Source organism: Nocardia sp. IFM 10818, from assembly GCF_054655275.1.
This window is the reverse complement of the sequence record NZ_BAAHJH010000002.1, coordinates 25,359-40,086: the sequence shown is the minus strand read 5'-3', so window position 1 is coordinate 40,086 and position 14,728 is coordinate 25,359. Positions and strand designations below refer to the sequence as shown.

Genomic DNA, 14,728 nt, shown 5'->3' with positions numbered 1-14,728 from the left:
CACCTCCTAAAAGTGCTGGTAGAACTACATAACGGAGCCCTTCGAATGTTAAGTGAACCGATGCTTCGCGACCACTGCAGTGGTCGCGGACGATCCCTGATCAGGCAGCATCCGTGCGCCGCGAGGGGAACTCGCTGATGGCCCTCCCCATGACTCTTTCGGCCGCGGATATCGACTGGCGGGTACTCGAGAATGTAATCGTGGTGGCCAACTGGAAGGGCGGGGTCGGCAAGACCACCACTTCGGTGAACCTCGCCCACAAATGGACTGATCCGGTGGAAATCGTCGTCGACACCGACGATCCGACCGAGCAGGGCGATGTGCTTGTCGTCGACCTCAACACCCAGGGCACCGTGGCGCTGTTGCTCGGAATCCGGGGAACCGACGACGATGACCAAGGGCAAAGCCTGTTCACCAGCACCACCACAGGACTTCCTCTGGAGCCGGTTCGAGGTGTCCGGCCCGGACTGGACGTGCTGCCGGGTGGCGAGTACATCGCGCTCATCGACGCGGCGCTGTCTCCTCAGATCAACAATCAAACCAAGCGCGCGCGGGCGATGCTGGGATTGGCGTACGCGCTGCAGGAAATCGCGCCCCGGTACCGCCGCATCATCATCGACACCCCGCCGGAGAACGAGACGCTGCTGCTGATCGCGCTTGCCGCGGGACGCTGGGTCCTGGTGCCCATGAAGACCGACGACACCGCGCGACTGGGGCTCTACCAGCTCGTCGAGCGGATCGGTGCTGCCCAGGAGTTCAACCCCTATCTCACCCTGCTCGGTGTGTTCGTGTTCGCATCCATGTTCAACAGCAACGGGATCCGCGCCGAGCTCCATCAGGACCTCGTGGAGGACTTCGACGGCGATTCGAGCTACCTGCTGTCGTCCTACATCCGCTTCGCCGAGAAGGTGGCACGGCAGAGCAGCCGCTACGGCCGTCTTCCCGGTGAGCTGGCCTCCCAGATCGCCAACAACCCCTCTTGGACGTCGATCGTGCGGGGTGAGGCCGACAAGGACGTGGTCGTGGTGTCCGAGGCGTCCAAGACCGTTTCCGCAGACTTTTCCGCTCTGGCGAAGGAAGTCGCCGCGCGCATCGACGATCGCCGCGCACAACTTGTCACTGAAGGGAATTGGCCGTCATGAGCTCTCCACTCACACCGCAGAATCTCGGTGCCGGCACCGGCCGCGGTGGCCTGCTGAACACAGCGAACCGCGCCAGGATCCTGCGCGAGGCAGGCGTCGACGTCGACGCCGACGAGCCCGATACCACCGCCGAAGCACCGGTGGCCAAGCCCAAGGCACCTCGCAAGCGGGCCACGCCCGCGGCCGGTCGGCGCGGGGGAGCGTCGGTCGTGTACGTCGATTCACTCGTCGAAACCCGGGTCAAGGCCGCGTGCAAGAAGCGCGACATCACCCATCTGCAATTGATCCTGGAAGCCGTCGCAGCCAATCACGATCGGCTGCGTGACATCGTCTCGGCCGCGCGCATCAACACCCGGCCGGTGGCGGAATTGTTCGAACCCGATCCCGACGCGGTGCGCTATCGCGGTGGTGGCCAGATCGGCGTTCCCTACCGGCCGACCCCGGCCCAGGACGCCAAGCTCGACGAGATCGGGGCCGAACTCGGCTTCAGTCAGCGGTCGACGTGGCTCGCGCCGGTACTCGAGTATCACCTGCGGCCCCGCAAGAAGGCGCCCAAAGCGGCCGCGGACAAGGCCGCCCCGGAGGACGAGCAGACGGACGTCGACGCCGAGACCGCCTGACACGTTTCGGTGTATCGCGTGGGTCTGAAATAGACTTTCAGGCCACAACGGTTGCTGGGGGAGGGGTCCCCCAGCAACCGGCGAACCACACATCGCGATATGCGACAGCATGCCTGCCGCATCCGGGGGCCACGCACCGGAGAGTGACATGGCCACCTCTGACACATACGAGATCGATTCTGCGCCTGTCGAAGCGGCGCAACCCCGCCGGCGGCGCTGGCTGCCGAGCCTGTCGGCGCGGACCCCGCACCCGGACACGGTCGCGCGGTGGCAGCACGAGGTCGAAGTCGCGCGCGAGCGCGGACCGCTCAAGCAGAACCGCGTGCTCTACGACGAGTGGTCCTGGCTCGAGGTCCTGCTCAAGAAGCGGCAGGCACGCTGGCAGCGGAGCCGACTGCGTGGTCTGGACAAGGCGCGGCTGCGCGCCGGGCTCGCCGCCGAACGACGCAAACGCCGCAACCAGGCTGCGATCCAGCGCAGCATCGACAGTGACCGACGCTGGCGGCTGCGGGCCGACGCCCAACGGGAGCGGCTCACGAACTTCGACTCGCGGCTGGCGACGCTGGTCCGGACTGCGACGTGGTCGAGCCGGGCCCTGATCATCGCGATGATCTTCGGCATGGTGTGGGCCGGGGTGAACGTGCAGCAGAACCTCGTCCCCGACGGGGACATGTCGAACCCGCTGTACTGGTTCAGCTATTTCGTCGAGATGCTCGTGTCGGTGACGCTGTTCGTGTTCATGAAGTTCGCGTCCACGGCGGCGGCATGGGGCAAGACGGTCCCCCACCGGATCATCTTCCGCACCGAGTGCATCCTGTTGTCGGTCACATGGTTCCTCAACGCCGGGCCCCACGCCTGGAAACACGACTGGCTCAAGGCCGTCGAGTTCTCCGTCGTGCCGCTGATGATCGGCGTGATCCTCTGGAGCCACGGCCGGCTCACCGCCTGGTACGCCGATCTGCTCACCTCGGTGACCGCGGACATGCCGGTGCAGCGGCCGGCGGAACTCGTTGCCGCGGAACCGGATCCGGTCCCATCCACGGTGGAGTTCGGTGCACCGCTGGGCGAGGAGGCCGCCCTGCAGGATTGGACCCAGATCGCCGAGGCCGTCCGCACTGCGGTCACCACCAAATGCACGACCGAGCAGATCCAGACGATCCTCGTCTACCACTACGTCCGCAAGGTTCCTCACCTGCGGCAGATCGCCCGTGAGGCCGGCGGCCTGCACCACATGACTGTGAAGCGGATCCTCGAAGCGAGCGAACCCCTGGTCACGACCCCGGCGCACACTTCGTGAGGCCGGGGCTCCAGCCGATGGCGCACGCCGGCAACGGTGTGCGCCATCGGCGCTTGCTGGCCCGGTCGGTCCGACCGGCGCATAGATGGCCCAACAATTTCCGATCTTGGTAGCGTCCGGCTCCGAATAGGCGAGTACAGCGCGCCCCGCGCGCTTGTCTGCGGGCCTGACGCCCGCCGATTGCTTGATTTCCACGTCTACCTGCGCAAACTCGAACAACGGCCGGAGCCGCCCGGAATGCGCCAGGATTTAACTGGACCAGAAACGGCGTGTCGGTGTGCGAAGGGCACCCGGTGTGCACCAGGATGACCACTGCAGTACCCCTGAGAGGAGCAGGCATGGGCAGAAAGAAAATCGGTGCCGAACATCGGGTGCCGGGGCGTCTGAGCACGTCTCTCTCTGAACTGATCAAGTTGGAAGCGAAAGAACTGAACATCCTCCCGCCCGAACTGGTCTGGAATTTGTTCTGCGAACGTTATGGACTGGCCAGCGAGGTGCGGAAACCGCAGAACTGGGCCCGGACGAACGGAGCCCACGATCCCGACAACGTGATCGAGATGTGTCGGCGCCACGGTCGTGACGACCTCGCCGAACTGATCATGACCCAGGACGAGACCGGGCAGGACGGACAGGACGCGGCACTGTTCGAATTGTTCGCCAGCGCAAACGATGATGCCGCTCCCGCCCCTGCGCCGACCAGGGCCGCCAGGCGGAAGGTGAGCGCATGACAGCGCCCTAGACAACGAAAAACCCCCCACCCGTTTGACTGGCGAAGTGGGGGGGTGCTTTTCGAAAACTGGATCACACCTCTCGGCGTGAGTTCGTTCCACTGTCTGTCCCTGGCGGGGGACAGGCACCACATCCTCGGAAGGAAGGGGTACGTCCATGATGGTAGCGGATGTCGACGCCTTCCTCACGTATATCGGTGGGGGCGTCGGCGGTGATGCGATGTGACATATCCCGCATCGCGCGGCCCCATGTGGTCGCTCGACAACTTCCGCACTCTCTGCCCACCGGCGGGACCCGAGGGCAACAACCACTACATGACGGTGTGCCCGGCGCACGCGGACGGTACCGCGTCGCTGCACGTCACCTGGGTTCCCGACCCCGACTGCGGGGGCCGGCTGCTGCTGTTCTGCCACGGCTGCCGCAAGCCCGCAGACGAGATCGTCGCCGGTATCGACCCGTCGCTGACCACGGCGATCCTCTATGACGAGCCGCTCAAGCCGCGCGAGCGCACCACACCGCGGGTCGGGCGCACCCAGCAAGCGCGTCGCGCCGGGAAACGCCGCACGCACGGCCGGCTGCCCGCGGCGCTGGTCAAACTGACCAAGCCGAGGCTCACGCACGCCTACCAGGAAGTCTGCCGCTACGACTACACCGACCCCGACACCGGCGCGCTGGTCGAGCAGGTCATCCGCCAGAAGTGCGAGACCTGCACCGACGCCGACGGCGTCGAGATCCACAAGCCGCACAAGACCTTCAAGCAGGAGTACGTGCTGGCCAACGGGCGGCGCGTGTCCAAGAAGCCGCCGTCGTTCCGGCCGGTGCTCTACCGGCATCGCGAACTGCGCGAAGCCGTCGCGGCCGGGCAGGTCGTGTGGCTCCTGGAGGGGGAGAAGGACTGCGACACCGCGCTCGCGCACGGGCAGGTCGCCACCACCAATGCCCAGGGTGCGGGCAACTTCCCGACCGAGCGGGCCGGCGAGTTCCGCGGTGCCACCGTCCATGTCGTGCTCGATCGCGATCCGGGCGGCTACGCCCGCGGGTTGCAACTGGCCAAACTGTTCGCCGACGTCGGCGACGTCACGGTGCGCCTGCTGCTGCCGGCGGTGGACCAGCCCAAGGCCGATTACACCGATCACGTGGAGGGTCCGGGCCTCGACCTGGCTGATCCGCTGCACGGTTTCCTGCCGGTGACCGTCGCGGAACTCGCCGCCCATCACGCCACGGCCGAGCTGCGCGAGAAGATCCACGGCGAAATGGTGTCCTCGGTCGCCTACGCCCGCTTCGAAGCCGGGGCCCGCGCCGCATTGGCCGCCGACGCCGACGCCGACGCCGGCGACGACGCACCGCTTCGCGAGCAGGAGCTCAAGCGGGCCCAGGCCTGGGCGATGGAGACCGAGCGGCGCTACGAGGCCGTCGCCGACCTTCTGGCCCAGACCCGCGCGCACGCGCGCCGCGCGTGCACCCCCTTCGCGCAGAACGCGGTCGACGCCGCCGAACAGGCGTGGGACGAGGCGAAGCGGTACGCCCGCGCGGCCTACGAGGACGCGGAACTGCCGGTGCCCGAACCGCTGCTCGACGCGGACGAGATCGCCCTGGCCCGCGCCCAGGAGACCCGCGCCGAACCCTCGCCCGCCGGGGCGAGCGGCCGCGCCGGAACCGGGCCCCGGCCCGACGCCGCGGCGGGCGATCTCCCCGACGAGGGCGAGTTCGGGTCGGTGGTGGCCGCGCCGACCTACCGGATCCTGGGTGGCCGCCTGGTGGAACTGGTGACCCGCGACGGGCGCCAGCAGCTGCGCCAGATCCTGTCGCTGGACGCGCGGGTCGTGGCGATGGAGTACCTGGAGAACGACAGCGACGACGACGACGTCACCCGCCCGACGCTCTACGGGCGCGAGCACCTGGATCAGGATTCCGCCGCGATGAACCCGCCGGAGCCCGAGACCCTGGCCACGGTCGTGATCGCCTACACCGACCCGGCCACCGGGGAGCTGACCCAGCGGCGTATCTCCGCCGACTCCTGGCGCGAACGCGACTGCCGCTGGCTCGACAGCCTGCCGGGGCCCCCGCAATATGACTCGCGCTCCAACAGTCTCGCCAAACTGCGTGACGCGCTGAAAGTCGCCGGCGGAGACAACATCCGGCGCGTGGTCCGCCATCGCGCGACCGGCTGGCGGCGCGACGAGGCGAGCAACACGTGGTACTTCGTGCACGCCAGCGGCGCCATCGACGCCGACGGGTACCGGGTCGCGCCGGTCAGCTTCGACGGGCCGATGTCGCGCTACAACCTGCCCGCTCCGGCGACCGTCGCGCGCCTGCGCGAGGCCTTCCTCGACGACTGCGGCGCCCTGCTGACCGAGCTGCCCAACCGGGTGGCCGCGCCGTTGCTCGGACATGTGTTCCGCGCCGCGCTGGGCCCCAACCCGTGGGTGCTGCTGCTGGTGGGCAGCCCCGGCTCCTACAAGACCGGTGTCGCGACCCTGGGCATGCACTGCTGGGGTGAACTGTGGGATCGCCGCCATCCGGGCACCTCGCTGTCGGGCAACGGCGACACCCTGAACGCGGTGCGGATCAAACTGCACCAGGCGAAGGACTGCCTGTACTGGTTCGACGACGTCGCGCCCACCAAGGACTGGACCGCGGCCCAGAAGCTTCTCGAGGAGATCGCGCGCCTGGTCCACAACGCCGAGGAGCGCAGCCGCTCCACCCGTGACGGGTTGTCGGTGCTCAGCGGCACCGCGCCGCGGGCCTCGGCGATGGTGACCAGCGAGGTCGCGCCGCGCCCCGGCAGCTCGGGCGGGCAGCGCACCTTCCCGGTGCCGATGATCGCCTCCGAGATCTCGGTCGAGACGCTCAAGAAGTTCGACCACGAGAAGTCCCGCTACGGACGCGCGCTGGTCATGTCCGGGTTCCTGCAGTGGCTCGCCGGCAATCTGGACAAGGCGCGCGCACTCGCGCAGGAGCGGTCGGACAAGTTCGCCGAACTGCTGATGAGCCAGGGCCGCGCGGTGCGCACCGCGCAAGCCGCTGGCGACATCTGGTCGGGCTGGCCGGTGCTGCTGCGATTCCTGGTCGAGGTGGGCGCCCTCGACGAGGCCGAGGCCACCACCGTGGAAACCGTCGCCGAGATCGGCATGGTCGCCGCGCTCGAGGCCTCCGTCGACCCGGATCTGCCCTCGACCACCGGCGCGCGGATCCGGGAACTGCTCGCCCACGCACTGCGGACCGGCATCGGCTATGTCGACGACGTCCGCACCGGCAAGTGCCCGGACGGGCCGCTGGCCACCCGGCTGGGCTGGAAGCGCACCCCCCTCGGCGCCGGTTTCGGCGGGGCGGGCGAGGACATGTCCGGCCGTTACCGCGACGAGAGCCGCGGCATCCGGATGGGGTACGTCCTGACCGACCCGACCGTCCGCGACGGCGGGGAACCGCAACTGCTGCTGTGGAAGCCCGCCATCGAACAGGTGCTCAAGGAAACCTGTTCGCGCATGACCGACGCCCCGCAGGTCGATGTGCAGACCGCGCTGCGGGCCCTGGCCGACGACGGCCTGCTGATCACCGAGAAACGCGGGACGGGGGTACGTCACACGGTGTGGCGGACCCTGCACGCGGAGAACCGCCGCCAGCGGATGGTCGTGGTGAAGTTGTGGCCGTTGCTCGGAGGGGAGGACGACCCCGGCGACGACGTGTGGGACGACGGCGACGGCCCGGATCCCGACCCCGATGCCACGCTCACGATGCCGTTGCGGGAACTGCTCGGGTCCGAATGTCGGGGCAGCGACGTAGCATCCGCTGCAACCGACCCGGGACCGACCGACACCCCTGCGGCCGATCCCGATCCGACCTCAGCCGACCAGGACCTGACCATTCCTGACGACGACATACCCCAGGAGTCCGACATGGGCGTCAGCCGAGCCCCGTGCGATGGACAGTACGAGCTGACCCTCGACGCGGACGTCGGCGCACCGGTCTCCCTGCCTCCCGAGCCCGCCCCGGCCACCGAGCAGCCCGCTCGGGACGAGGAGATCGAACAGCCCTCCGTGGCAACGGATTCGGCTTCCGGGCCAACCGCCGCGGCGGAACCGGCCACCGCTGTCGGGCGGCCACCGCTGCGGTTGGCCCGCCCCGATGACGAGTTCACCGCGCCGGTCGTGGTCGCCGACGTCGACGGGGTGTGGCTGCCCGACGGCACCAGTCGGCCGTTGCCGGACCCACTGACACACGTCGGCCACCTCGCCGACCTGGTCACGACCCTGAACCTCGGATGCCGGGTCACCGAGAAATGGACCGAGGTCGGCCAGGTGTGGGTGACGCCCGCGCTGCTGGCCCGGTTGGGTGTCGCGGTGCCGGAGCCGAACCCGAGCACTCGCCAGGCGCGCACCAACATCGAGGAGGCCACCACGGGCCTGCCGTTGGTGACCGACGCGCGCGCGGCCGGGTGGGGGATCGGCGGTGCCGGTGACCGCCTGGGTCCCTGGACGCGAATGTGGGGCGATGACCGGCGGGCGTGGATCGTACTGATCGCCGGCCTGCCGAAGGAGTCCGCCGAACGGGATCCGCTCTTCGGTGACGACCCGTCCCCGGCCACCGTGGCACGGCGGCTGACCCTGTTCTCCGATGCCCTGCGGTGGCCGTACCGGGTCACCTCGCAGATCACCGGCTTCGATCTGTTGTTCTCGACACGCCGGGACCGTGACGTCGTGTTCAAGGCGACCGATCTCATTGCGCCCGAACGAATCTCGGCGCTGGAGGACGACCTGCAATGGAATCGGCAGCCGACTGCGGAGGAGTTGAGGATGCGTTTCGCGCACGCCTTCGACCGCAGCGGGTCCCATGTCGGCGGGATGGCCAGCCTGTCGGTCGGTGTCGGACACAGCATCCACTTCCCCGACGGGCGCCCCTTCGACGCGAAGCTGCCCGGGTATTGGCGGGCCGAGGTCGGTGAGGCGGCCGATTGGCGCTTCCCGCATCCGCTGCTGCCCGGCGGGGCCACCAAGCCCGGGCCGTTGTGGGTGACCACGCCGACGATGCAGCTCGCACGCGAGCTGGGCTACGAGCCCGAGGTCCTGGAGGCTTACGTCTGGCCCGAGCACGCGAGGGTCTTCGATGGCTTCTATGAGCGCGTGCGCGACGCCCGTGCCGCCCTGGACCTCGACGACCCCGACGCGCAGGCGGCACGAGATCTGCTCAAGACCGTCTACACGCGCACGATCGGTCAGATGGGCTCGGAGTTGACCATGCAGCGCAAGGCGCTCGACCCGGAAACCGGCAAGCAGATCACGCAGTGGAAGGACGGGTTCGCCCAGCATCGCCGCCACCACATCATCGCCAAGGCGCGCTCCAACATCCTTCGTTTCGTGCACAAGACGGGCACGGCTACCGGCCGCTGGCCGGTGGCGATCGACAACGACACCTTGATCTACCTGTCCGACGACCCGAATCCAGAGTCGGCGTTCCCCGGCGCCCGCGGCGGGCAGGGAGCACGCGATACCTGGGGTCGGGCGATCGGACAGTACAAGTGGGAGGGCTCGGCCCTGCTCACCGATCAGCTGCCCTTCCTCGACGGCCGTCTCTACCAGAACAAGGCCGGCTTCAGCGGCAAGACCGCCCTGACCAAGGACGGTTGGGACATCGAGCAGATGCGGAAGGTGAGCGCGCCATGACCGGGCAGCAGCTCCATCGAGCGCGAGGGGGGCGGTAGCGCGATGGCCGACGAGATCAAGAGTCAGCTCAGCCCGGACCCGGGCCGGCGTAGCCCGATGTTCGAGGGATTGACCGGCCGCTCCGGTTCCGATGTCACCGGAAACGCCAGCGCCACACCGGATCTGCGCGGCATGCTGCGCGCCGCCTACGGGCCCGGCCCGCGCAGTGATGTGAACACGGCCGCCGCCGCCAAGGGGCTCGGGGTCTCCAAACGCACCGTCGAACGGTGGCTGGCCAAGCCGTCGGCCGCCAGCAAGATCAGCAAGCCCAAGGCCGACACCATGGCCAAACTGACCAAAGCCTCCCGTCAGTCCGCCACGACCAAAGCGGGCCGGCAGCGGGCGATGAAGACCATGCGCGACAGCGCCGAGGGCAAGCGGCTGGCCAAGCACGGCGGCCGGATCCGTGTCACCGGCGTGCAGGGCGTGCAGGGCAACACTTCCTACTACGTGCGCTACCGGTCGGTGGCGTTCCCGCCCACCCAGGCCGGCATGTCCCCGGACGACATCGCCGCCCTGCAGGACGCCTACGTCCAGGGCGGCGACAAGGGCGCCTCGGAGTGGCTGACGCAGTACGCGCGCGAGAACTACACCTCCGGATGGAGCTTCGAATCCATCGATTCCATTGGCTTCGAACCGAATTGAGCGAGCAGACATGAGCGGTCCCCGGTGGAACCGGCGGCGGCTGCTGGACGCACTGGCCGCCTGCTACGGACCCGGCCCCTACGAGGGAGTCGACCGGGCGGCGGTCGCGGCGGCCTTCGGAGTCACCGAACGGACGGTCGCGCGCTGGCTGGCCGGCTCCTCCGGGCGGGTCCGCGCGCCGATCCCGCCGGCGCGCCTCGCGGCGCTGATGCTGCCGCCGGCCAACGTCGTGGAGGCCGAACAGCTCGCATTGGTCACCGCCCGGGAGAACATCGCCAGCCTCGATCCCGCCGATCCCGCCCGCCTGGGGCGGCGCGCGAGCTCCATCGCCAAGGAGTGGCAGCGGCGCGGCTGGCTCGAGGTGCACATGGTGGCGGTGCTGGATCTGCCGCGTCTGCGCGGCACCCGCATGACGCTGCGGCAGGTGGTGTGGACCCGCGGGACGCCGCGCACCCTCACCGACTGGCGGCGCCGCGGTCGGGTGGCCGATCACACGACCGTCCCGACCCGTTTCCATGCCGTCGCGCTGACCGGGGAGCTGTTGGCGCGGGTGGGGCCGTGGCGGTTGTACCCCAGCGACACGGTGGTCGAGTTGACCCGCACGCAGGTGTTCGCCGCGGACGCGCCCGCCGTGCCGCTGGCGGGCCTGGCGTTGGAGACCGGACTCGCGCGCCCACTCTAGATCAACTATTGCACCATAATGCCCTAGGAACTATGCTTAATGTATCTGGCGGGTTTCTCGATTCCGATCGACAGACCACCGCCTTCCGGACCGGCACAACGGCGTGCCCGACAGGGGATCGACGAGGCTCCCCCCGGTGAGCACCTCAACGACGAGGAGCGCCATCGATGTCCGGGCGGCAACGGCCCGCCGGGCCACCCTCGCCTCGGCGAGGATCCACCACTGGTGGGGCTGACCACCCCGCCCGTATCCCGGGAGTGCAGACCATGACCTCCACCTCCATCACCGACCACGAGGTGTCGCTGGGCGCGTTCGCCCTCGGCACCGACGCCCTGTACCGGCTGCTCAGCTCGGCGTCGCTGTTCGTGCGGCCCGCGACCGGTGAGCACCTGGCCAGCGAGTGCGTGCAGTTGCGGCTGCTGGGCGACCGGTATCTGACCGCGACCGCCAGCGACGGCCGGATGTTGGCCGTCGTGCGTGTACCGATCCACGACGTGCTCGCTCCGCTGTCCTCGACCGGCGTGCTGCTGTCACCGACGTCGGTGACCCGGCTGCAGACGGCCATCGCGCCCGCCGGCCGCCGATCCGGATCGCGGCGGGCCCACCTGACCATCCAGCACCGCACCCTCGGCGCCGCCGGCACCGACCATCCATCCGGTGCGACGGTGTCCCCGGAGACGGTGGTGCCGTGGCTGGTGGTGCGACAGCCCGGCAGGGAGGAGTTCGCGACCCCGGTGGCGGCCGCCGATCCGTTGCCCGAACACTGGGGGCGGCTCCTGTTCGACCACGCCCGCTACCCGCAGGGCGTGTGGGCGTCGGTGCGGGCCGCCCAGGACCGCAACGCCGCGTTGCCGCCCTTCGATGCGGCACCGGCGTCGCTGCGCCTGGACGATCTCGCGAGAATCGTTGTCGCGGCGTGGAATCCGCGCGACGCGGTGATGATCGAACCGGCCGCGCAGCCGAACGCGGCGACGGTGGTGCGGGTGGGTGAGAACCTGATCGCCGTGCTGCCGTTCGTGCCCGACGCGCGCCCGGACCATCCGGCGGTGCGGGCGTCCTGGTCGGAATTCCTCGACAGCGCGGATCCGTCCCAGCTGTAGAGAATCTCCGGCGACCGCTGTGGTGCCGCCCGCAGGGCAGGCCTCCTGCCGGTGCGGGCGGCGCTCGTGTTCTCGGGATCGTGGGGTACGACTCGGATTTCCGGGTGGTGTCGCATTATCCTTTTCGTGTCCATCGATGGGCGGGACTGACCATTCCGCTCGACTGTGAGCAGGGACTTCGTATGAACGTGCCTTCCGGCCGTCGTCTGCTCGTGTTCGCCGCGGCGGTGAACACCTTCACTCGGCGTGCCCTCCTTCCTTCCCCTGACGAACGCCGGAACGCGGTGGTGCGGCGATGAGCACCATTGACGTTCTGGCGCAATGCGATCCGCGAGGCGGTGCCTGCCCCACCGCGGATCCGATTCCCGACACCAGCCCGCAGGCGCCGCCACTGTTCGACGGACACGGCTGGAAGGTGGGTGAGCTGCAACTGCCGGACTGGACCGCCACCTCTACCACGGCCCTGGTCACCGCGGCCGTGACACTGCTGCTGGGTGTGACCGCGTTGACGACGCTGGCCACCCGCTGGACGTGGACACCGGCGCGGATGCGCAATTTCGCCCTGGGCTGTGTGGTGGCGATGCCCGGCTCGGCGATCCTGCTCGGCGGGTTCGATCCGGCGGTGCCGTGGACCCAGTTCCGTGCCGGCATGGCCCAGTTCGAGACCGGCAGCCCCGGACACGGGCTGTTGATGATGAGCGTGCTGCTGGGTCCGCTGGCCTGGGCGCTGGCGTTGTTCTACTACACCGACAAGGTGGTGACCGCCCACACCACCGGCTTCCGCAGCGAGGTGAACACCGAGCGGTTCCTCGACGGGTTCCGGGAGCGCCAGCAGCAGGTGGCCACCCGGCTGGCCCGCTACCCGCTGCCGCTGACCACCAGCTGGTGGAACCCGAGCCCGGTGCTGGGGCGCTTCGCCGCGGAGATGAGCGTCGCCCCGCCGACGACGCGGCGCGCGGCGCTGCTGCAGCGGTACCGGTGGAAGTGGGCGGTGCCGTGGGGGTCGACCCGCACGCACCTGATCACCGTCGCCAACACCGGTGCGGGCAAGACCGCGTTGGTCGAGCGGTTCCTGGTCGCGTGGTGGGCGACGGCGTGGCTGCGGCATCGGCAGTGGTGGCGGTTGCGCCGGCCCGGCCGGCCGCTGGGCGTGCTGATCGACTGCAACGGCGGACCGGACTCCGAGCGGCTGGCCGACACCCTGGTCGAGCATTTCGTCTCGATGGGGCTGCTGCGCTCCCGGATCGCGGTCTTCCCGCGCATCAGGTTGGGGCTGTGGAACCTGGATTCGGCCGCGGACATGCGGGCGGTGCTCTCGGCGATGATCACCGGCGCGATGACGCCGGCGACCACGACCGAGCGCTACTTCTACGAGATGGCCGAGACGCTGATCCATCTCATCGTCGACGCCCCGGAATACGTCGACGAGTTCGGCCGCCCGCGCGGCTGGAATCCGCCGCGCTCGTTCGAGGAGTTCCTCGATCGCGTCGACGAGCAGGTGCTGGCCTATCTGTGGGGCGGAACCGGCTGGGATCCGGAGGCACCGTGGACCGGGGCCCGCGGCGTCGAACGGGACCTGATGGCGGTGCTGGCCGGCGACGAACCGGTGCTGCCCACCATGCACGCCCAGGCCGGCAACCTGTTCCGGCACCTCGGGGACGCCTTCGACGGCGACGCCACCTTCGAGGACTTCGACGTCATGATCTGCATCCTGGAGGGCACCACCCAGGCCGAGCGGGCCCGCGCCCAGTACGGCGCCCTGGGATGCATGCTCGAGCAGCTCGCCGACCGCCGTCACAAGCGCGAAACCCTCGTGGCCACCGACGAATTCAGTGTCATCGCCGCCACCGGCCTGGTCCGGGCCGATGCCTGGGTGCAGCGGTTCCGCAAGGCGTTGATCGGCACCTGGTTCATCACCCAGTTCTGGAACGGGCTCGGCAACACCGACGACCGACGCGAATCGCTGGTCGGCTCCGGTGCCGGCGGCGCCATCCTCGGACGCCAGGAGGTCCGTGACGGCCGGCTCACCGGGTTCTACGGCACCCGCCGCCGCTGGTCGGCGCCCGGTGTGTTCAAGAGCCGCGCCGAGCGCGCCGCCGCGGTCAAGGGCACCGATGTCGAGCTCATCGACGCCAACGTCCTGCGGCGGCTCGAGGTGGGCGATTTCATCTTCGTCCGCAACGGCACCGCCGAGGTCGGGCACGTGCGCCGGTTGGACGACGAGCGGCTGCCGCTGCTGCGCGGCGCCGACCGGATGATCGCCCGCCCCGTCCCGCAGGAAGAACTCGCCGAGGTCATCGACCTGGGCCGGCACCGCCGCGCCTGACAACCCCCGGAAGGCAGCCTCATGGTTTCCCCCGAACCGCAGCATCCGCTCGAACGGATCGACGATCCGGCCCAGCGCCGGCGAATCGCCGAAGCGTTGGCCCGCCTGGACCCCGACCTGGACTTCTACCCGCGGCCCCAGCCGGTCACCGAGCGGCTCGTGCCGGTCGTCAACGACGGCGGCCGGCTCGGGCGCGCGGTGACCCCGCATCTGCCCGCGGTCGTGCGCGCCTACCAGCGCATGCGCCGCTGGGCACCGGCGTGGGCGGCCACCGGCACGCTCACCGCCTCCTGCGCCCTGGTCGATGTGCCCGCCCCGGTCACCGTCTACGAGGTGGGCCTGACCGGGTTCGCGTTCTGGCACTGCTGCGGGCGGCCGGGGCCGATCGAAGCGCTGCAGCGGCTGCGCGACGGCCTCCACGCCCGCGCACCCAGTACCGACCCGCCTCCTCCCGCCGACCCGTCCTGTTCCCGATAGAAGGAGCCCCC

At 69.5% G+C, this 14,728-nt stretch carries 10 protein-coding genes; all 10 read left to right on the top strand.

Translation table 11 applies throughout. From position 1 onward, the window contains the following. Positions 1–137 precede the first annotated feature (137 nt). Positions 138–1,142: a ParA family protein gene (locus ACYQ5L_RS39165; protein WP_459963740.1), complete on the top strand. Its 1,005-nt coding sequence runs from the start codon at positions 138–140 to the stop codon at positions 1,140–1,142. Further along, positions 1,139–1,762 (top strand): hypothetical protein, encoded by a 624-nt coding sequence (locus ACYQ5L_RS39160; protein WP_459963739.1) that lies wholly within the window; start codon positions 1,139–1,141, stop codon positions 1,760–1,762. The genes ACYQ5L_RS39165 and ACYQ5L_RS39160 overlap by 4 nt, the downstream gene beginning before the upstream one ends. 148 nt (positions 1,763–1,910) lie before the next feature. Further along, the gene (locus tag ACYQ5L_RS39155) at positions 1,911–3,059 is read left to right on the top strand and encodes a hypothetical protein (protein ID WP_459963738.1); all 1,149 of its coding nucleotides are present in this window, start codon (positions 1,911–1,913) and stop codon (positions 3,057–3,059) included. Positions 3,060–3,397: 338 nt separating this feature from the next. Then, positions 3,398–3,787, top strand: coding sequence for a hypothetical protein (locus tag ACYQ5L_RS39150; protein WP_459963737.1), 390 nt, complete (start codon positions 3,398–3,400; stop codon positions 3,785–3,787). 222 nt (positions 3,788–4,009) lie between these two features. Next, positions 4,010–9,448, top strand: a complete 5,439-nt coding sequence (locus tag ACYQ5L_RS39145; RefSeq protein ID WP_459963736.1) for a telomere-binding protein — start codon at positions 4,010–4,012, stop codon at positions 9,446–9,448. Between the two features lie 42 nt (positions 9,449–9,490). Beyond that, a complete protein-coding gene (locus tag ACYQ5L_RS39140) occupies positions 9,491–10,132 on the top strand; it encodes a terminal protein (protein WP_459963735.1) in 642 nt (213 codons plus the stop codon). 10 nt (positions 10,133–10,142) lie between these two features. Next, entirely contained in the window at positions 10,143–10,814 is a 672-nt protein-coding gene (locus ACYQ5L_RS39135; RefSeq protein WP_459963734.1) for a hypothetical protein, read from the top strand. A 266-nt stretch (positions 10,815–11,080) separates the two neighbouring features. Beyond that, entirely contained in the window at positions 11,081–11,914 is an 834-nt protein-coding gene (locus ACYQ5L_RS39130; protein ID WP_459963733.1) for a hypothetical protein, read from the top strand. 295 nt (positions 11,915–12,209) lie between these two features. Continuing rightward, a complete protein-coding gene (locus ACYQ5L_RS39125; protein WP_459963732.1) occupies positions 12,210–14,240 on the top strand; it encodes a hypothetical protein in 2,031 nt (676 codons plus the stop codon). 21 nt (positions 14,241–14,261) lie between these two features. After that, complete coding sequence (locus ACYQ5L_RS39120) at positions 14,262–14,717, top strand: hypothetical protein (protein WP_459963731.1); 456 nt, start codon at positions 14,262–14,264, stop codon at positions 14,715–14,717. Positions 14,718–14,728 lie beyond the last annotated feature (11 nt).

What these genes read in the sequence shown, in the direction of transcription:
- ACYQ5L_RS39135 (WP_459963734.1), top strand. Translation starts at nt 10,143, where the DNA reads ATGAGCGGTCCCCGGTGGAACCGGCGGCGGCTGCTGGACGCACTGGCC.
- ACYQ5L_RS39130 (WP_459963733.1), top strand. Translation starts at nt 11,081, where the DNA reads ATGACCTCCACCTCCATCACCGACCACGAGGTGTCGCTGGGCGCGTTC.
- ACYQ5L_RS39155 (WP_459963738.1), top strand. Translation starts at nt 1,911, where the DNA reads ATGGCCACCTCTGACACATACGAGATCGATTCTGCGCCTGTCGAAGCG.
- ACYQ5L_RS39160 (WP_459963739.1), top strand. Translation starts at nt 1,139, where the DNA reads ATGAGCTCTCCACTCACACCGCAGAATCTCGGTGCCGGCACCGGCCGC.
- ACYQ5L_RS39140 (WP_459963735.1), top strand. Translation starts at nt 9,491, where the DNA reads ATGGCCGACGAGATCAAGAGTCAGCTCAGCCCGGACCCGGGCCGGCGT.
- ACYQ5L_RS39165 (WP_459963740.1), top strand. Translation starts at nt 138, where the DNA reads ATGGCCCTCCCCATGACTCTTTCGGCCGCGGATATCGACTGGCGGGTA.
- ACYQ5L_RS39120 (WP_459963731.1), top strand. Translation starts at nt 14,262, where the DNA reads ATGGTTTCCCCCGAACCGCAGCATCCGCTCGAACGGATCGACGATCCG.
- ACYQ5L_RS39125 (WP_459963732.1), top strand. Translation starts at nt 12,210, where the DNA reads ATGAGCACCATTGACGTTCTGGCGCAATGCGATCCGCGAGGCGGTGCC.
- ACYQ5L_RS39150 (WP_459963737.1), top strand. Translation starts at nt 3,398, where the DNA reads ATGGGCAGAAAGAAAATCGGTGCCGAACATCGGGTGCCGGGGCGTCTG.